Source organism: Yoonia sp. 208BN28-4 (genome assembly GCF_037543925.1).
Classification (GTDB): domain Bacteria; phylum Pseudomonadota; class Alphaproteobacteria; order Rhodobacterales; family Rhodobacteraceae; genus Yoonia.
In genome coordinates this window covers 449132-466410 of record NZ_JBBIFY010000002.1, presented here as the reverse complement: position 1 = coordinate 466410, position 17279 = coordinate 449132, and the positions used below count along the sequence as shown (strand labels likewise).

Genomic DNA, 17279 nt, shown 5'->3' with positions numbered 1-17279 from the left:
GTCTTTAGCCCTTCATCACGTTGACGTCTTCAACGTCGATGGTCCCACGGTTGCGGAAGAAACAGACAAGGATCGCCAGACCAATCGCGGCCTCGGCGGCGGCAACGGTCAGCACGAACAGGGTGAACACCTGCCCCACCAGATCGTTGAGGAAGCTGGAAAAGGCCACAAAGTTGATGTTCACTGCCAGCAGCATCAGTTCGATACTCATCAGCAGGATGATCACGTTCTTGCGGTTCAGGAACAGCCCGAAGATGCCGATCACAAAAAGCGCAGCCGCCACTGTGAGATAATGTTCAAGTCCGATCATGTCAGTCCCTCATCGGGGTCTTTGCCCCGCTTTATTCTTTTGCGACGCCGCTTACAGCGACAGGCCGTATCCGCCAAAAATCACGATCAGCACAACGACCAAAACACCGATAGTATTTCTCGACATATTAAAGTCCCTGTCCCGGTTTCACGTCTTTGAGTTCCATCGCCAGTGCCGGATCGCGGTGCATCTGGGCAATGACATTTTGGCGCTTGATATCCACGCGGTGGCGCAGCGTCAGCACAATCGCACCGATCATCGCCACCAGCAGAATCAATCCGGCAAGCTGGAACAGGATGATGTACTGGTCGTAGATCAGCAGACCCAGCGCGCCCGTGTTGTTGAAGTCCGACGTGGGTGCGGCAAGATTTTCGGCCACGTTATCGGCAAAGCCCCAGACGCCAAACGCCAGTGCAAGCTGCATGATGATGATCACACCGATCAGCAGTGCCAGTGGCAGGTATTTGGTCATCTCGGCCTTCAGTTCGGCGAAATCCACGTCCAGCATCATCACAACGAAAAGGAACAGCACCGCGACGGCGCCCACGTAAACGATGATCAGCAGCATCGCTACAAATTCCGCGCCCAAAAGCACGAACAGGCCGGCCGAAGACAAAAACGCAAGGATCAGCCACAAGACCGAGTGCACAGGGTTCCGGCTGATGACCGTGAACAGCCCGCCGATCACTGTGGAAAGGGCGAAAAGGTAAAACGTAAACGCAGCGACAGTCATGCTTCGTTATCCTTGTCCAAAACTTCGGTGGCGAGTTCCATCGCCTTCGTCATTGCAGGCACACCGCCGAACATTGCCGCTTGGGCAATCGTTTCCGCGATTTCCTGCTTGCTTGCCCCTGCCTCGACCGCGTGGCGCACGGTCAGACGCACCTGCGCCTCGGCCTGTGCGCCCATGATGGTCAAACCTTGCAGCGTCAACAGCAGCTTTGTCTTTGAATCGAGCCCTTCGGGGTTCATCCCCTTGCCCATGAACATCTCCATGACGTCCTTTGGCATGGTCGGGAACATCTCTTCAAAGCCTTTGGGCGTGAACGTGGTCAAAGCAGGGTTCACCTGCTTGGCCCAGTCCTGACCCATCTTCATCATCGCGGCAAAAGGGTTGGCGGCATCGGTCATCTGTACGGCGCGTCCATCTCGAGGTTGCGCGCGATCTCGGCTTCCCAGCGGTCGCCGTTATCGAGGAGCTTTTCTTTGTCGTAATACAGCTCTTCACGGGTCTCGGTCGAGAATTCGAAGTTCGGGCCTTCGACGATTGCATCGACGGGACATGCCTCTTGGCAGAAGCCGCAGTAGATGCATTTCGTCATGTCGATGTCGTAGCGCGTGGTGCGGCGGGAGCCATCATCGCGCGGTTCTGCGTCGATTGTGATGGCCTGCGCGGGGCAGACGGCCTCGCACAATTTGCATGCAATGCAACGCTCTTCGCCATTGGGATAACGGCGCAGGGCATGCTCACCACGGAAACGTGGGGAAATCGGCCCCTTTTCGTGCGGATAGTTCAGCGTGGCTTTGGGGCTGAAGAAATACTTCATGCCAAGGCCAAAGCCCTTCCAGAAGTCCATCAGCAGGAAATACTTGCCTGCGCGGGTGTAGTCGAAACTGCTCATTGATCAGCCTCCCATTGTCCAGCGGGCCCAAAAGCCGCCAAGAACTTCGAATTTCGCAAGGAACGATACCAGCACGACCCATGCCAGTGACAGCGGCAGGAATACCTTCCAACCGATGCGCATCAACTGGTCGTAGCGGTAGCGCGGGGTGATGGCTTTCACCATCGAGAACATGAAGAACACCAGCGCCATCTTCAGGATCATCCAGAACACACCGTCCGGCAGGAACGGCACGGGCGACAGCCAGCCACCAAAGAACAGCAGCGTGACCAGTGCGCACATCAGCACCACGGCCATCAGTTCGCCGATCATAAAGAGCAGGAATGGTGTGGAGGAGTATTCCACCTGATAGCCCGCGACCAGTTCGGATTCAGCTTCCGGCAGGTCGAACGGCGGACGGTTTGTTTCGGCCAAGGCACTGATGAAGAACAGGAATACCATCGGGAAGTGCGCGACCCAGTACCAGTTGAAGAGGCCCGCATCACCGCGCTGCGCTTCGACAATTGCGCCAAAGTTCATAGACCCGGTGGAGATAATCACACCGATAATGATCAGGCCCAGCGACACCTCGTAAGAGATCATCTGCGCGGCAGAACGGAGCGAGCCAAGGAACGGATATTTGGAGTTCGACGCCCAACCGCCCATGATCACGCCGTAAACCTCAAGCGAGGACACGGCAAAAACATAGAGGATCGCCACGTTGATATCGGCCAGCACCCACCCATCGTTAAACGGGATCACCGACCACGCGATCACGGCCAACACGAAGGAGATCATCGGAGCGAGGAAAAAGACCGATTTATCAGCGCCTGCAGGAACAACGATTTCCTTGACGATATACTTCAGAAAGTCGGCAAACGATTGAAGCAAACCAAACGGACCCACGATATTGGGTCCCTTGCGCATCTGAACAGCGGCCCAGATCTTGCGGTCTGCATACATCAAAAACGCCAGCGCCACGAGCAGCGGAACCAGAACCAGCAGACACTGGCCCAAGATCAGCAGCACAATGCCAAGGTTCGTTTGTGTGAAAAACTCTATCATGTCAGTCCCTTACACCGTCGGAATGCCGGCACGGCCACATTCGGCCACCGTCACTTCGGCGTCTATCGTTCTGTTCCCGCGCGGCAAAGCAGGCGAGATGGTGTAAACAGCATCTGCGGTCCAAAGACCACCCTCTTCGGCGGCGGTCGTGCGCACCTGTCGCAAAAATCCATACCCGCGGATCAGCGTGTATTGCGCGGCGGCGCATTTGGCGTAATCCACCACGTCGGCCTGCCCGCGTGCACCGGTCATGCTGACGCGGAAATTCACCAATTCACCGTCAAGCAACCGCGTTTCAACACCGCCATAGACAGGCGCAAACGGGGCGTCAGGTGTGTCCACCTGCGTTCCGGCGCAGCCCGCGAGGGCCGCAGCGCTTATGACGGCGGCATATCTCACCTATTCGGCTGCCAGTTTCTGCGTCTGGCGCATTTTGGCATTGGCCGACAGTTCCGCCATCAGCTTACTGGAGCGTGCAATCGGGTTGGTCAGCCAGAAATCGGTGAGGGCGTAGCGGAAATCGGCGCTGCCCATGGCCTTGGCTTCAAGCGGCTGCCATTCGTTTTCAGGCACCTCGTCAACCTTTGCCAGATGCGGATGCGCCGCGATCATGGCCTGACGCAGTTGCGCAAGGCTATCAAACGGCAGTGTATTGCCCAGTTCAGCGGACAAAGCGCGCAGGATCGCCCAGTTTTCCTTGGCTTCACCGGGGGCAAAGCTGGCACGCAGGGCCAGTTGCGGGCGGCCTTCGGTGTTCACAAACAGGCCGCTTTCCTCCGTATAGGCGGCACCCGGCAGGATGATGTCAGCGCGATGCGCACCGCGATCACCGTGACTGCCCTGATAGATGACAAACGGGCCAGCAGCGATTTCAGCCTCGTCCACACCAAGGTTGTACACAACTTCGGCACCATCAAGCGCGGCATCCATGCCGCCTTCGGTCGTGGCGTCCACGTCCAGCGCGCCAACGCGGCCAGCCGCTGTGTGCAGAACCATGAATTTCGACGAACCGGCCTGCGCCATCTGCATGGCAGTGCCTAGCACAGCAGCACCGTCCGCTTCGGTCAATGCGCCCTGCCCGATGATCATCACGCCAGCGACACCGTCTTTGTCGGAGTGATCCATGTCAGCAAGGTTTTGCAGCGCTGCGCGGTCGGTTCCCAGTTCAATGACGTCATAGGTCAGATCAACCGGCGTGCCGATGCGGGCCACTTTCGCGCCTTTGATCCACGCCTTGCGGATACGCGCGTTCAAAACCGGTGCTTCGACCCGTGGGTTCGCGCCGATCAGAATGATGTTTTCAGCGTTTTCGATATCTTCGATTGTCGCGGTGCCAACATAGCCCGAACGGTTGCCCGCTGGCAGCTTGGCGCCGTCGGTGCGGCATTCGACGTGACCGCCCTGCCCTTCGATCATGGCTTTCAGCGCATAGGCCGCCTCGGTCGGGGCCAGATCGCCGACCAGACCTGCAACTTTCTTGCCCTTCATCGCAGCAGCGGCAGCAGTCAGGGCTTCATCCCAGCCCGCTTTGCGCAGTTTGCCGTTTTCGCGGATGTAAGGTGTATCAAGACGCTGGCGGCGCAAACCGTCCCAGACAAAGCGTGTCTTGTCGGAAATCCACTCTTCGTTCACGCCGTCGTGGTTGCGCGGCAGGAACCGCATCACTTCACGGCCCTTGGTATCAACGCGGATGTTCGCGCCAAGCGCATCCATCACGTCGATGGATTCGGTCTTGGACAGTTCCCACGGACGGGCGGTGAAGGCGTAAGGCTTTGAGACCAGCGCGCCAACGGGGCACAGGTCGATGATGTTGCCCTGCATGTTCGAATCAAGCGTTTCGCCCAAATAAGACGTAATCTCAGCATCCTCACCACGACCTGTCTGGCCCATCTGGTTGATACCAGCCACCTCGGTGGTGAAGCGCACGCAGCGGGTGCAGGAAATGCAGCGTGTCATGTGCGTCTCGACCAGCGGGCCAAGATCAAGGTCTTCGGTCGCACGCTTTGGTTCGCGGAAGCGCGAGAAGTCCACGCCATAGGCCATGGCCTGATCCTGCAAGTCACACTCGCCGCCCTGATCGCAGATCGGGCAATCCAGCGGGTGGTTGATCAGCAGGAATTCCATCACGCCCTCGCGGGCCTTTTTCACCATGGGCGAATTGGTTTTGACCTGTGGCGCCTGTCCTTCGGGACCGGGGCGCAGATCGCGCACCTGCATCGCACAGGACGCGGCGGGCTTGGGCGGGCCACCCACAACCTCGACCAGACACATGCGGCAGTTGCCTGCAATTGTCAGACGTTCGTGGTAACAGAAACGCGGGATTTCGATCCCGGCAACCTCGCAGGCCTGAATGAGGGTCATCGCCCCATCAACCTCGATCTCGTTTCCATCAATGACGACTTTTTTCAGATCAGACATAGCGCGCCTTTCCGTTCCCTTGGCGGCAGTCCCGGGCAAGGGAAGGCCGTTGGCACGGGTTCTAACGGATGGTCGCGGGTGATGCCAGCGGCTAGCGCATTTTTTTAAGGGGCTTTTTGCGGTGAGTTGTCACGTCTGATCTGCCCCTGCCGGATGCTAGTAAAGCAACCGCCCAATGGCTGAATTTGCCGCCATCTCGGCACGGCCCACGGCGCAATATGTCTCTTCGCGTCCTTCAACCACGCCTTTGTCGGCCAGACGGGCCCGCGCAATCGCCTCAAGACGGTCCTGTTCGGCTTTGTCATCGGTGAAATCATCAATCTGTGACGCTGAAAACCCCAGTGCCACAGCGCGGTTGCGCAATGAATTCAGATAGGCAAGCCCACGAAAGTTGCGCGGCCCAATGGATCCGCATTTGTCGCTGATCTCAACAGCGGTGCCAACGGCAATCAACCCTTCGGTGATCTCGGTCACGTCGCGCAGGTTGGACTGCGCCGAGGCGTTGCCCGCCAGCATGGCCACGGTCATTGCGGCGGCGGTAACGATTGCGGGTGTTTTCATTGATCTGCTCCTTGGCGCTTGGGCAAGTTTGGCTGCCCGTTGCCATTTCACATCGGTCAGGCGGGCCTGTTATTCAATATCGGACGGCTATTTTGATCGTCCGCCTTGCCGAAAACTGCCTATTGGTCAGGGGTGATACAGCGATAGGAAAACGTGATAACATCGGGTGTGACTGTCGACGTTTTGTCGATCATCTCAAATCCGTCACAAACATAAGCCGTAGTAGCAAGCGCTGCGGCATCCATATCTGTTAGCGGTTCGCCAGCGACGCGCCGATAGATCACTGTGACCGGCGTCGCAGAAGTCGACAATGACAACATGCTGCCGCCTTCAAAAACACTGGTGGTGTTTTCGTAAAATTCGGGCTGCCCCAGCTGGCGCGTTTCGGTGACCTGCGCCTCTTGGGCGGCAAGGACGGCGGGAGCAACGAGACCGACGATGAAAAAAAGCTTGGATAGATGCATAGATTACAACCTCGCGAAATGCATGTGGCTACAATCTATCACACCTCATACGCTGCGACGAAGTCACGTTTTCCCGACCTAGGACGGGCGACGCCTGTCGCGCGAGGGGCTGACGCCGCGAAAGCCTTTTTCGATAAAGGTGTAGGTCATCAAAAGCCCGACGCCCGCAAGCGCGGCAACGGCGGCATACACCCACATCGGGGCAAGCCCCGTCTGCACCGCCTGAAATGTGAACCATGCTGGCACACCGCAGATGAACGCCGTGGCAATCGCGGCCAAGAAGCTGAGGAACCCGTCGATCAGCGCCTTCATTCGGCAGCGACCCCGCAGGCGTGCGTCTTGTGCATCGTATTCTCCTTCAGCCAGTCCCAGCCGAAAGCGTGATCGCTATCGCCGTGCGCTTCGCGGTGGGCCAGACGCGCGCGGGCTTCGTCGAGCGATGGTTTGTGCCCTTCCGGCACCCACCACATGACAAAATGCATCCCGCCAAGCACCTCGAACCATTCCGCCTTGCGTTCGTAAAATTGCTTGTGAACCGTGCCCCAGACAAAGGTTTCAAGCGCCGCCGGCGTTTCCCAGACTGTCAAGTTCGACACAAACAGCGGATCACCGTCCAGCTTGTCCTCGGTGTTGCCAGTGCCCGGCTCGCCAGACCCCTCGGCCATCCAGACAAATCCGGGCATCCGTTTGCCAAGACCGTTGATCCGGTCAAGATTCGACATGAAGTCCGCCACGCGCGGATCATCTGTGGGGGCGGTCAGACGCCCGACATTCAATTCGGCAAGATGCATTCGGATTACCCCGTGATCACATAGAAAAAGATCACCACGGCCAGCAGGCAGGTAATCAGCATGACTGGCAACATCATCCAGACCGGAAAAATTTTCAACCGCTGGATACTATCAAGCTTTTGCCCGACATATCCGCAGTGGTCGCACGCCCGCCCCACGGGATAGGGTTTTGTGTTGCAAGCCGGGCAGACATCGGGATGGGTCAGCATCGGCGCAAGACTGCTTTACTGCGATACAGGTGTGCCGTCGGGCAGCACGCAGTTTCCGCGAAAACGCCAAGTCATGTCTGAAGCGTTAAACGACGATGACCGGTCCAGATAGCCCAGCCCCTGATTGCCGCAATAGGCCCCTACAGCCGCGCGGGCCGCGACCTGATCTTCCCGCGTGTTTTGCAGCGCCTGAAACTGGCGCGATACGGCCAGATAATCTTCGTTGTAGCTGACGGTGACACCATCAATCACAGCCGTGGAGGACTGCTCTACCACGGCCACGTCAAGCGGCAGGCAGGCGGACATCACAAACGGGACCATCAACAATGCAAAGCGTTTCATAGCGATCCTTTCTGCCATCAAAGGCATTGGTGCGGTGGCCGAAACCCTATCATAGCCGCCGCGTCTCGCGTAACACAGAACAAACGCCATTGCGGCAGTTTGGTTGCGCAGTGCTGCGCGACAGCTTTAGCCTAGCACATTGTTTTCAGGGCGCGATGTGATCATTACGCCGGTCAGCTTATCGGAATCGTAAACCAACCACGCAAAATTGCACCCGTCCATCTGTTCTGTGTGGCGGATGACGCGCAGATTTGAGATGTCGAACAACAGCTACACCGCATCGCCAGAAAATGCGGGCGCTGGCGCGTAGTAGGTCTCATAGTCTTCGACCCTGATACCGCGATCCACCAGATCCTGAAGGTAATCGCGGACCACAGAATCCAGCCCTTCAGCAAGGATAAATTCGTCGCAATCTTGGGCCAGGAAAACGGCGGATTGCGCAGACCAGCTGACAATCACCAAATCGTAGGGCATGGAGGGCCGTGTGTCGGCAGCAGCCGCAAGGGGCGCTGCCAGCAATCCGACGACACAGCCTAACGCTTTGATCATTCAGCGGCGACTGGGCTGCGCTTGTGCTTGATCCGGTCTTCGATCTCGTCGCGGAAATTGTTGATGAGGCCCTGAATCGGCCAAGCCGCCGCATCACCTAGCGCACAGATCGTGTGGCCTTCGACCTGCTTGGTCACGTCAAACAGCATGTCGATTTCCGCCGGATCGGCGTCGCCGCGCACAAGGCGTTCCATCACGCGCATCATCCAGCCGGTGCCTTCGCGGCACGGCGTGCACTGGCCGCAGCTTTCGTGCTTGTAGAATTTGGACAAACGCCAGATCGCTTTGATGATGTCGGTGGACTGGTCCATCACGATCACCGCCGCCGTGCCAAGGCCAGAGCCAAGCTCACCGCGCAGGTAATCGAAATCCATGATCGCATCGCGCATCTTTTCGCCGCGCACAACAGGAACGGACGACCCGCCGGGGATCACGGCCTTGAGGTTATCCCACCCGCCGCGAATACCGCCGCAGTGCTTGTCGATCAGCTCTTCAAAGGTGATCGACATTTCTTCTTCGACGACACAGGGGTTGTTCACATGGCCGGAGATCGCGAACAGCTTGGTGCCCACGTTGTTCGGACGGCCCATGCCAGCGAACCACGCGCCGCCGCGGCGCAAGATTGTTGGCACGACGGCAATCGATTCCACGTTGTTCACAGTGGTCGGGCAGCCATAAAGTCCGGCACCCGCAGGGAATGGCGGCTTCATGCGTGGCATGCCCTTTTTGCCTTCAAGGCTTTCGAGCAGTGCAGTTTCTTCGCCACAGATGTAGGCCCCTGCCCCGTGGTGCAGATAAAGGTCGAAATCCCAGCCCGATCCAGCAGCATTCTTGCCGACCAGTCCGGCCTCGTATGCTTCGTCGATGGCGTTTTGCAGCGCCTCTTTCTCGCGGATGTATTCGCCGCGAATGTAGATGTAGCAGGCGTGTGCGTTCATCGCGAAGCTGGCGATCAGGCACCCTTCGATCAAGGTGTGCGGATCGTGGCGCATAATCTCGCGGTCTTTGCAGGTGCCCGGCTCTGATTCGTCGGCGTTGACGACCAGATAGGCAGGGCGTCCGTCGCTTTCCTTGGGCATGAACGACCACTTGAGACCCGTGGGGAAACCAGCGCCACCGCGACCACGCAGGCCGGAGGCTTTCATCTCGTCCACGATCCAGTCGCGGCCCTTCTGGATGATAGCGGCCGTGCCGTCCCAGTGACCACGCTTTTTCGCGCCATCAAGTGTCCGGTCGTGCATCCCGTAAAGGTTGGTGAAAATCCGGTCCTGATCCTGAAGCATCTGCTAAACCCTTGTCGCCCGTTGTCGTCGTGTCGGTCTTGTCATTCATCGTCGTTCTGGCGCGCACGCCAGAGCAAATAAGTCTGCCATAGCGCAAACCCGAAACCAGCGAGGGCTGCAAGGTCAAAAAGTGCGATGGTGCGATGTGACCACCCCAATTCCGACCCTGCCAGCGTCGCTATGATCCAAAAAACACCAACGCCGGCCATAAGCAACGCGACGCGTTGTCCTGCTTTGCCTTGTGGTGACTTGCCTGTCTGGGTCATTGCGTCTCGCGGTTATTTGGCAAGCGGCGTTTAGTAAACGCCGCCCTTTTTCACTTTGCTGGAGAAGTCGGTTGCGCCGCCTTCCGCCAGAACTTTGGCCTGAGGCACCCAGTTGTCACGGCTGACGCGGCCTTTGAAACCTTCGAGGTTCTGGTCAACCCATGCCACTTCGTTTGGTCCCCAGCTGGCGACCTGATCGAAGTGATAGACACCCATCCGGTGCAGCATGCCTTCCAGCTTTGGGCCAACGCCCTTGATCTGCTTGAGGTTATCCGGACCGCCATCGCGGGCCGCAGTCAGCATCTGTGGCTTGTCCGCGTCCGACACTGCTGGCGCAGGTGTTGCCGGAGCCGGAGCCGGAGCAGGTTTCGCCGGTGCTGGCGTCGCGGCAGGTGCGGCTTTCACGCTGCGGTCAGGCTCTTCCAGAATGCCGGTATCATCAGGCTTTTGCGCGGTCGTTGCTGCCGACGCAGTCGCTGTTGACGGCGAAGGCTGTGCCGGCGCTGTTGGCGCAGGTGCGCTTGGTGTTGATGCAGGCTGGTGGGCCGCATCTGCCTGTGGCGATGCTTTGCCCGACATGGCATCAACCGTGGCCCCGCCAGCGACCGAGGCACCTGCCATGACAGGCGTTGCACCAACCGGCGTCCCTGTCGCGGATGGCGCCATGCCGCTGCGTTGTGCCTGATTGCCGTCTGGCGATACGTCGCGCGGGCCCATCGGACCTGCCTGTGGCGACCGCCAGCCCAACATCAGAACGACGGCTGCAATCACCGCGACAATCGCGCCGACAAAGATCGCGGCGGCCACCGCATATTCATACAAAACAAAGGCAACGCCCGCGGCGATCAGGCCAAACAGGCCAGCGACAGCGATAATGCCAAGGCTGATAGGTGCAGTATCTTTCATTTCAACTTTTCTCCCCAAGGCGGCAGAACACAGCGGCGCCACCCCTACAAATCTGCGGTCCGGCAAGTGCTGTGTCCCAACAGATGACGCCGCAACCCCTTGAATAACGGTTTTTTCGCCGTTTGATAAGGGATTTTCCCGTCAGGCCCTTGCCTTGCCCGCATGATGCGGGGCTTACGCCTTAGCTAGATCAGTTGCCTGTGCGATCCAGTTGTCGCGCACGATGCGCCCTTTGAACTTCAACCGGTTATCAACCCACTGGATTTCGTCCTGTGTCCAGGCCGCGATCTGGTCGAAGTGATAAAAGCCCAGATCGTTGAGCGTCTGCTCCAGTTTCGGGCCGACACCGCTAATCCGCTTGAGGTCATCCGCCCCTTCGGCGCGTGCGGTTGTCAGGGTTTCCGGCTTGCTCTCGGGGCCGGTCGCCTCGGGCGAGGTGCCGGGATTGGATTTGCCCACAGGCTTGGCCTTGGACGCGGCATCGGCCTGCTGCTCGGTCACGCCAGAGCCGTTTGCAGGCGTATCCTTGGCAGGGCGCGGTGCGTTCTTTTCCGCCAGCTTTTTGGCCTTTGCGGGCTTGGGCGGCGTCTGGGCGGGGCGATCCTTGACAGTCTCGCCACTGTCCTGCCACGGCGTCAGGATCGGCACTTCGGTGCCGTCGATCCGCTTGACTGTGTCGCCAATATCCGTCGCCAGCTGCACGGACGCATTATATTGCGTCTTGCCGCTGTCGTAGTCCTTGAGGCTGGTCAGCCCTTTCAGTGGTTCGGCGGCATACCGTCCGTTCTGTGGGCCGGGTGTTGGCACCTTGCCAGCGGCCAGTTCGTCAATGATCTCGCCCATGCGGGCTGCGGTCAGGTCTTCATAGTAATCTTTGCCGATCTGGGCCATTGGTGCGTTCGCACAGGACCCAAGGCATTCGACCTCTTCCCACGAAAACTTGCCATCAGCAGACAGCTCGTGCGGGTTGGCGGCGATCTTTTCTTTGCACACCGCGACCAAGTCTTCGGCGCCACAGATCATGCAGGACAGCGTGCCGCAGACCTGAATATGTGCAACAGAACCAACAGGTTGAAGCTGGAACATAAAGTAGAACGATGCCACCTCAAGCGCGCGGATATAGGCCAGATCAAGCATGCGCGCGACTTCTTCAATCGCGGGGCGAGTCAGCCAGCCTTCCTGTTCCTGCGCACGCCACAACAGCGGGATGATGGCCGATGCCTGACGGCCCTCGGGGTATTTGGTCATCTGTCCTTCGGCCCATTTCAGGTTCTCGGGCGTAAAGGCAAAGCTGTCAGGTTGGTCGGCGTGAAGTCTACGCAGCATTAGTTCATTCCGGTCGCAAGGGTGCCCGCTGAAAGCGCGGCAAAAATGGCAAGTGGTGGGGCGTGAAAGATAAGTCCGGACGCGAAAAAGCCCGGCACCACCCCGATGAGAGACATAGCGATCATATGCAGTTGGCCGACAAGACGCGGATTTCGCCGTCGCTGGCGACTTCGGCCTGCCCTGCGGCTTCAAGCTCTGGCACGATGCGGCGCATGTCGTCAGGCGTGATCGACGCGCGGCTCAGGATTGCGCCCACGTTGTCGGCACTCAGGACGCAGCCCTGCCCTTCGACGGCGCGAATAAACCGCTCTTTCGCAGAAAGCTGGACAGTGGCCGGTGCGGACGGCGTATCGGAAACAAGTGACACTTCACCACAGGCGGCCACAGCGATCAGGGCCAATGCGCTTACAAATCTGGTCATGCTGCTATCTCCATTATCTCGGCCGCAATCCAGAATTCCAACTGGTCCAACGGCAAAACGTATTTCAAAAATCCAAGGATGATCCCTGTCAGGATCATCTGTCGATTTCACCAAACACCACGTCCATCGTGCCGATAATGGCGGCGACGTCGGCAAGTTGGTGACCCGATGCAAGGTAATCCATCGCCTGCAGGTGGAGATAGCCCGGCGCGCGCAGCTTGGCGCGATATGGCTTATTGGTGCCGTCGGCGACCAGATAAACGCCGAACTCGCCCTTAGGGGCCTCTACCGCCGCATAAACCTCACCGGCAGGCACGTGGAAGCCTTCGGTGTAGAGTTTGAAGTGGTGGATCAGCGCTTCCATTGAGGTCTTCATCTCGCCGCGTGTGGGTGGTGTCAGCTTACCACGGGCCATCACGTCGCCCTTTTCGTGGCGCAGCTTTTCGCAGGCCTGACGGATGATCGACACCGATTGGTGCATCTCTTCCATGCGGACCAGATAGCGGTCGTAGCAGTCGCCGTTCTTGCCGACAGGGATTTGGAATTCAAACTCGTCGTAGCACTCGTAAGGCTGTGCACGGCGCAGGTCCCAAGCCAAGCCGGAGCCACGGACCATCACACCGGAGAAACCCCAGTCCTGAATATCCTGCTCACTGACGACACCAATATCGGCGTTACGCTGTTTGAAGATGCGGTTTTCGGTCAGAAGGCCGTCAATGTCGTCGATCACCTTGGGGAATTCCACGGCCCACTGGTCAATATCCTCAACCAGATCATCGGGCAGGTCCTGATGCACACCACCGGGGCGGAAATAGGCGGCGTGCAAACGCGCACCACAGGCGCGTTCGTAGAACACCATCAGCTTTTCACGCTCTTCAAAGCCCCAAAGCGGCGGGGTCAGCGCGCCCACGTCCATCGCCTGTGTCGTGACGTTGAGCAGGTGCGACAGGATGCGGCCAATTTCGGAATACAAAACGCGGATCAGCGACGCGCGACGCGGCACTTCGGCGCCGGTCAGCTTTTCAATCGCCAAACACCATGAGTGTTCCTGATTCATCGGGGCCACATAATCAAGGCGGTCCAGATACGGCAGGTTTTGCAGGTAGGTGCGGCTTTCCATCAGCTTTTCGGTGCCACGGTGCAGCAGGCCGATGTGCGGGTCGCAGCGTTCGACAATCTCGCCGTCCAGTTCAAGCACCAGACGCAACACACCGTGCGCCGCAGGGTGCTGCGGGCCGAAGTTGATGTTGAAGTTGCGGATCTTCTGCTCACCCGTCAACGCATCGGTCGAGCCGTCGTCGTAGGTGTTTACACGGATATCGCCGTCCATCATTTTGCTGACTCCTCGGCTTTTTCGTCACCCGGAATGACGTATTGCGCGCCTTCCCAAGGGGACATGAAATCGAACTGGCGGTATTCCTGAACCAGCGAAACCGGCTCGTAGACGACCCGCTTTTGCACTTCGTCATAGCGCACTTCGGTGTAACCCGTCGTCGGGAAATCCTTGCGCAGCGGATAGCCGCGGAAACCGTAGTCGGTCAGCAAGCGGCGCAGATCGGGGTGGCCTGAAAACAGGATGCCGAACATGTCGAAGATCTCGCGCTCGAACCAGTTGGCCGATGGATGCACGTCGATGATCGAAGGCACCATATCCTTTTCACGGATTTGCGTGCGGATGCGGATGCGGTGGTTCTGGTACATCGACAGGAAGTGATAGACCACGTCGAACCGCTTGGCGCGGCTGGGGTAATCCACGGCTGTGATGTCCACGAGGCTGTTGAACTGGCAAGCGCCGTCGGTTTTCAGAAACTCGACAAAGCCCACCAGATTGGACAGCGACACGGTGATCGTCAGCTCGTTATGGGCAACTTCCCACGACAGAACGCAGTCCTTGCGCTTCAGCTCAATGTGCGCGCCAAGCTCTTGCAGTGCATTGCTCATCTGATGATCGTCCCTGTCCGGCGGATTTTGCGTTGCAGTTGCAGGATACCGTAAAGCAGCGCCTCTGCCGTTGGCGGGCAGCCGGGCACGTAGACATCCACCGGCACGATGCGGTCACAGCCGCGCACAACGGAATAGCTGTAGTGATAGTAGCCACCACCGTTCGCGCAGGACCCCATCGAGATCACGTAACGCGGCTCTGGCATCTGGTCGTAGACCTTGCGCAGCGCGGGTGCCATCTTGTTGGTCAGCGTACCGGCCACAATCATCAGGTCGGACTGGCGCGGCGATGCGCGTGGCGCTGTGCCAAACCGCTCAAGGTCATAGCGCGGCATGGACGTGTGCATCATTTCAACCGCGCAGCAGGCCAAACCAAAGGTCATCCAGTGCAAGGACCCTGTCCGCGCCCAGTTCACCATGTCGGCGGTCGAGGTCACAAGGAAACCCTTGTCCTGCAACTCTTTATTCAAAAGCTGGGTGCCGTGCTCTTTGTCAGCGCCCACTTGGGTTCCGGTCATCACTCCCATTCGAGCGCCCCTTTCTTCCATTCGTAAGCAAAGCCGATGGTCAGCACGCCAAGGAACACCATCATCGACCAGAAGCCCACCATGCTCACATCCTTGAAGGCAACCGCCCAAGGGAACAGGAACGCAACTTCAAGATCGAAGATAATAAACAGGATCGACACGAGGTAGAACCGCACGTCGAATTTCATCCGCGCATCATCAAAGGCGTTAAATCCGCATTCGTAGGCCGATACTTTCTCGGGATCCGGCGCACGCACCGCCACAACGGCGGCGGCAAGGATCAAAATCAGGCCCAGCGCGATGGCAAGCCCCAGAAAAATCAGGATCGGCAGGTATTCAGTGACATCAAAGTCCAAGGGGTGGTCCTTTCCCTTTGCGCGAGGGGATCAACCCCGCCCTTTTTGGCTGGTCAGACACTTAACCCCGTGACTTGGGGGGGTCAACGGGGGGCGACACTTTGTGCCGGTGTATTTGCGCTGAGGAAGTAGATCGTGAAAGCTCAACGTGGTGTGGCACGCGCCTGAGGTGTCACATCTCGGCCAATCGCCCGCCTACTTGGCCCAGCGCGGTTTGCGCTTGTCAAAGAACGCACCGATCCCTTCCTGCGCCTCTTCATCTTCCCAACGCGCCATCAACCCCGCGATGGACCGATCAATCAGCGCATCGTCAATCACCGGGCCCAACGATCTGGCGTAGGTCTTTGCATCGGCCACAGCCCCCGGCGCGCAAGCTAAATAGGGTGCGACCTCGGCCTCAATGGCTTCATCAAGCGCATCAGGCGACACAACCTTGGCCACGACACCCAAGGCCATCGCCTCATCTGCATCAAACACACGGCCTGACATGAAAACGCGCCGTGCACGTCCCTCGCCCATACGCGCCAGTACATAGGGCCCGATGGTTGCGGGAATCAGCCCCAGCTTGGTTTCGGTCAGCGCAAATTTCGCGGCATCCACGGCGACAACCGTATCGCACACGCAGGCCATGCCCACGCCACCGCCAAAGGCATTGCCCTGCACCCGCCCGATCAGCGGCTTGGGCATTAGGTTTAGAACCTGCAACATCTCGGCCAGTTTGCGGGCCTCCCGCGCGCGGTCCTGCGGCGTAGCCTCCATCTGGTCGCGCATCCAGCCCAGATCACCGCCTGCGCAAAACGTCCGCCCGTCTGCTGAGAGGACAACGACACGCACCTCAGGATCAGCGCCAAGCGTTTGTGCAGCCTCGGTCAATCCCGCGATCATTTCGGCTGACAGGGCGTTGTGCTTTTCCGCCCGCGCGAGAGTAAGTGTCGCCACGCCGCGTGCGTCTGTCTCGGTCCTGATCATGCGCGCATCCCTTTTGCCATAACTGCCGCCTTGGCGATGACATCGCGATCTACGCCATGATGCCACCCTTGTTTGTCGAGCATCTCCAGAACGGTTTCAGTCGCCACATTCCCCGGCGCGCCCGGCGCATAGGGACAGCCGCCCAGACCGCCGACGGCGCTATCGAAATGCCGCAGCCCCAGATCAAGCGCCACGGCGATATTGCGTGTCGCAAGTCCGGTTGTGTCGTGAAAATGCCCGGCCAGTTGATCCGCTGGCGTGTCGTGCAACACGGCCTCTAGCATCGCACCCACCCGCTCTGGCGTGCCTTTGCCAATCGTGTCGCCCAACGACACCTGCATCGGCGCAAGCGCCCGCAGCAGCCCCGTGGCCTCTGCCACCGCATCCGGCGCGACGGGACCGTCAAACGGACAGTCGGTCACGCAGGATACATAACCGCGCACACCAACACCCGCCTCTTGCGCCGCCGTCACGACCGGTGCCGCGCGCGCGACGCTTTCACGGACCGAGCAGTTCAAGTTAGCCTGACTGAACCCCTCGGAGGCCGAGATAAACACGGCAATTTCAAACGGACCGTTTGCAAATGGCGCAAAGCCGTCCCAGCCGCGCATATTGGGCACCAACACGCCGTACGTTACACCTGCGGCACGCTGCATCTGGCCCAACACCTCTGGCGTATCCGCCATCTGCGGCACCCATTTGGGGCTGACAAACGATCCCACTTCGATGTCCTGCAACCCGCTGCCCGATAACAGGTCAATGAGCGCAACCTTCCGGTCTACCCCGATCACAGCCTTTTCATTCTGCAGCCCGTCCCGCGGCCCCACCTCGTGAAGATGTACATGGTCAGACATGCACCCCTCCTTCTTTTGGATAGAAATACTTCGGAGGTTTGGAGGCTGGCCTCCAATTCGCCAAGCGGGCGAACCGGCATGATGCGCAACGCTGTCTTACCTGCGTGCGGCAGCCCAAAA

General features: G+C 58.9%; 25 protein-coding genes. All 25 read right to left on the bottom strand.

All coding sequences use genetic code 11. The features are described from left to right. Window positions 1-4 precede the first annotated feature (4 nt). The 25 genes from nuoK to V8J84_RS08330 all read right to left on the bottom strand — a co-directional run bounded on the left by nuoK (window position 5) and on the right by V8J84_RS08330 (window position 17159). On the bottom strand, window positions 5-310 hold the full coding sequence (gene nuoK / locus V8J84_RS08450) for an NADH-quinone oxidoreductase subunit NuoK (protein WP_129763037.1): 306 nt from the start codon (window positions 308-310) through the stop codon (window positions 5-7). A 127-nt stretch (window positions 311-437) separates the two neighbouring features. Then, window positions 438-1043: an NADH-quinone oxidoreductase subunit J gene (locus tag V8J84_RS08445; RefSeq protein ID WP_339930011.1), complete on the bottom strand. Its 606-nt coding sequence runs from the start codon at window positions 1041-1043 to the stop codon at window positions 438-440. Further along, on the bottom strand, window positions 1040-1441 hold the full coding sequence (locus tag V8J84_RS08440) for a carboxymuconolactone decarboxylase family protein (RefSeq protein WP_339930009.1): 402 nt from the start codon (window positions 1439-1441) through the stop codon (window positions 1040-1042). The genes V8J84_RS08445 and V8J84_RS08440 overlap by 4 nt, the downstream gene beginning before the upstream one ends. After that, on the bottom strand, window positions 1438-1932 hold the full coding sequence (gene nuoI, locus V8J84_RS08435) for an NADH-quinone oxidoreductase subunit NuoI (RefSeq protein ID WP_339930007.1): 495 nt from the start codon (window positions 1930-1932) through the stop codon (window positions 1438-1440). Before nuoI ends, V8J84_RS08440 begins: the two co-directional genes overlap by 4 nt. A 3-nt stretch (window positions 1933-1935) precedes the next feature. Beyond that, window positions 1936-2976: an NADH-quinone oxidoreductase subunit NuoH gene (nuoH, locus tag V8J84_RS08430; RefSeq protein WP_339930005.1), complete on the bottom strand. Its 1041-nt coding sequence runs from the start codon at window positions 2974-2976 to the stop codon at window positions 1936-1938. 9 nt (window positions 2977-2985) lie between these two features. Beyond that, complete coding sequence (locus V8J84_RS08425) at window positions 2986-3318, bottom strand: hypothetical protein (RefSeq protein WP_339930003.1); 333 nt, start codon at window positions 3316-3318, stop codon at window positions 2986-2988. 57 nt (window positions 3319-3375) lie between these two features. Continuing rightward, a complete protein-coding gene (gene nuoG / locus V8J84_RS08420; RefSeq protein ID WP_339930001.1) occupies window positions 3376-5394 on the bottom strand; it encodes an NADH-quinone oxidoreductase subunit NuoG in 2019 nt (672 codons plus the stop codon). 156 nt (window positions 5395-5550) lie between these two features. After that, window positions 5551-5955 (bottom strand): DUF5333 domain-containing protein, encoded by a 405-nt coding sequence (locus V8J84_RS08415; RefSeq protein ID WP_339929999.1) that lies wholly within the window; start codon window positions 5953-5955, stop codon window positions 5551-5553. Between the two features lie 119 nt (window positions 5956-6074). Beyond that, complete coding sequence (locus V8J84_RS08410; protein WP_339929997.1) at window positions 6075-6419, bottom strand: hypothetical protein; 345 nt, start codon at window positions 6417-6419, stop codon at window positions 6075-6077. A 78-nt stretch (window positions 6420-6497) separates the two neighbouring features. Beyond that, entirely contained in the window at window positions 6498-6731 is a 234-nt protein-coding gene (locus V8J84_RS08405) for a hypothetical protein (protein ID WP_339929995.1), read from the bottom strand. Further along, complete coding sequence (locus V8J84_RS08400) at window positions 6728-7210, bottom strand: DUF3291 domain-containing protein (RefSeq protein ID WP_339929993.1); 483 nt, start codon at window positions 7208-7210, stop codon at window positions 6728-6730. The genes V8J84_RS08405 and V8J84_RS08400 overlap by 4 nt, the downstream gene beginning before the upstream one ends. Window positions 7211-7215: 5 nt before the next feature. After that, window positions 7216-7419: a hypothetical protein gene (locus V8J84_RS08395; RefSeq protein WP_339929991.1), complete on the bottom strand. Its 204-nt coding sequence runs from the start codon at window positions 7417-7419 to the stop codon at window positions 7216-7218. A 15-nt stretch (window positions 7420-7434) separates the two neighbouring features. Then, window positions 7435-7761 carry a hypothetical protein gene (locus V8J84_RS08390; RefSeq protein ID WP_339929989.1) on the bottom strand — a complete coding sequence of 109 codons (327 nt, stop codon included), beginning with the start codon at window positions 7759-7761 and terminating at the stop codon, window positions 7435-7437. A gap of 270 nt (window positions 7762-8031) precedes the next feature. After that, window positions 8032-8310 carry a hypothetical protein gene (locus V8J84_RS08385; RefSeq protein WP_339929987.1) on the bottom strand — a complete coding sequence of 93 codons (279 nt, stop codon included), beginning with the start codon at window positions 8308-8310 and terminating at the stop codon, window positions 8032-8034. Beyond that, complete coding sequence (gene nuoF / locus V8J84_RS08380; RefSeq protein ID WP_339929985.1) at window positions 8307-9593, bottom strand: NADH-quinone oxidoreductase subunit NuoF; 1287 nt, start codon at window positions 9591-9593, stop codon at window positions 8307-8309. Before nuoF ends, V8J84_RS08385 begins: the two co-directional genes overlap by 4 nt. A gap of 41 nt (window positions 9594-9634) precedes the next feature. Continuing rightward, window positions 9635-9859 carry a DUF5337 domain-containing protein gene (locus V8J84_RS08375; protein ID WP_339929983.1) on the bottom strand — a complete coding sequence of 75 codons (225 nt, stop codon included), beginning with the start codon at window positions 9857-9859 and terminating at the stop codon, window positions 9635-9637. 30 nt (window positions 9860-9889) lie between these two features. After that, the gene (locus tag V8J84_RS08370; protein ID WP_339929981.1) at window positions 9890-10765 is read right to left on the bottom strand and encodes an NADH:ubiquinone oxidoreductase; all 876 of its coding nucleotides are present in this window, start codon (window positions 10763-10765) and stop codon (window positions 9890-9892) included. A 174-nt stretch (window positions 10766-10939) separates the two neighbouring features. After that, the gene (locus V8J84_RS08365; protein WP_339929979.1) at window positions 10940-12091 is read right to left on the bottom strand and encodes an NADH-quinone oxidoreductase subunit E; all 1152 of its coding nucleotides are present in this window, start codon (window positions 12089-12091) and stop codon (window positions 10940-10942) included. Window positions 12092-12212: 121 nt separating this feature from the next. Continuing rightward, window positions 12213-12512: a hypothetical protein gene (locus V8J84_RS08360; RefSeq protein ID WP_339929977.1), complete on the bottom strand. Its 300-nt coding sequence runs from the start codon at window positions 12510-12512 to the stop codon at window positions 12213-12215. 94 nt (window positions 12513-12606) lie between these two features. After that, window positions 12607-13845: an NADH-quinone oxidoreductase subunit D gene (locus tag V8J84_RS08355; protein ID WP_339929975.1), complete on the bottom strand. Its 1239-nt coding sequence runs from the start codon at window positions 13843-13845 to the stop codon at window positions 12607-12609. Then, window positions 13842-14453: an NADH-quinone oxidoreductase subunit C gene (locus V8J84_RS08350; RefSeq protein ID WP_339929973.1), complete on the bottom strand. Its 612-nt coding sequence runs from the start codon at window positions 14451-14453 to the stop codon at window positions 13842-13844. Before V8J84_RS08350 ends, V8J84_RS08355 begins: the two co-directional genes overlap by 4 nt. Continuing rightward, window positions 14450-14980 carry a NuoB/complex I 20 kDa subunit family protein gene (locus V8J84_RS08345; protein WP_339929971.1) on the bottom strand — a complete coding sequence of 177 codons (531 nt, stop codon included), beginning with the start codon at window positions 14978-14980 and terminating at the stop codon, window positions 14450-14452. Before V8J84_RS08345 ends, V8J84_RS08350 begins: the two co-directional genes overlap by 4 nt. Then, window positions 14971-15336 carry an NADH-quinone oxidoreductase subunit A gene (locus tag V8J84_RS08340; RefSeq protein ID WP_339929969.1) on the bottom strand — a complete coding sequence of 122 codons (366 nt, stop codon included), beginning with the start codon at window positions 15334-15336 and terminating at the stop codon, window positions 14971-14973. The genes V8J84_RS08345 and V8J84_RS08340 overlap by 10 nt, the downstream gene beginning before the upstream one ends. A gap of 195 nt (window positions 15337-15531) precedes the next feature. After that, complete coding sequence (locus V8J84_RS08335) at window positions 15532-16305, bottom strand: crotonase/enoyl-CoA hydratase family protein (protein WP_339929967.1); 774 nt, start codon at window positions 16303-16305, stop codon at window positions 15532-15534. Beyond that, entirely contained in the window at window positions 16302-17159 is an 858-nt protein-coding gene (locus tag V8J84_RS08330) for a hydroxymethylglutaryl-CoA lyase (protein WP_339929965.1), read from the bottom strand. The genes V8J84_RS08335 and V8J84_RS08330 overlap by 4 nt, the downstream gene beginning before the upstream one ends. Window positions 17160-17279: the final 120 nt, after the last annotated feature.